Origin of the sequence: Aliiroseovarius sp. PTFE2010 (assembly GCF_049943335.1) — a bacterium.
In the GTDB taxonomy this organism is placed as follows: Bacteria; Pseudomonadota; Alphaproteobacteria; order Rhodobacterales; family Rhodobacteraceae; genus JBNFVY01.
Window position 1 is genome coordinate 1 of sequence record NZ_JBNFVY010000052.1, and the last position, 355, is coordinate 355.

1 pseudogene is annotated in these 355 nt (G+C 67.0%); it reads right to left on the minus strand.

The features are described from left to right. Nucleotides 1–355, minus strand: a pseudogene (locus tag ACP2AV_RS15740) (restriction endonuclease subunit S); the annotation flags it as partial.

Consider the following 355-nt stretch of genomic DNA (forward strand, 5'->3'; position numbering starts at 1 on the left):
ATTCCAAGCCGCGCCTTCTCCTGCGCGATCCGCTTCAACAACTCCGCCGCCGGTTCATCGCCCGCATCTTGTTCCACCAGCTTCCCGCGCACGGCGAGGTTCAGGATGGTTTGGCGGAGGGTTTTGATTTGGTCGGGGCGGGTGGTGAGGGTGGGGAGGGATTGAAGGGCGAAGCGGGCGTGGGATTGGAAGGTGTCCGCGTCGGTGTCGGGGGCGGATAGGCGGGCGAGGCTGGCGGTGGTCAGCCGATCCCGCACCGCCTCGCGCCCCGCGCGGGCCTGTCCCAACTGATCACACAGCGCCATGAGTTCATCGACCTTGGCCACAATCCGGTGCTGCTCGGCGAGGGGTGGGA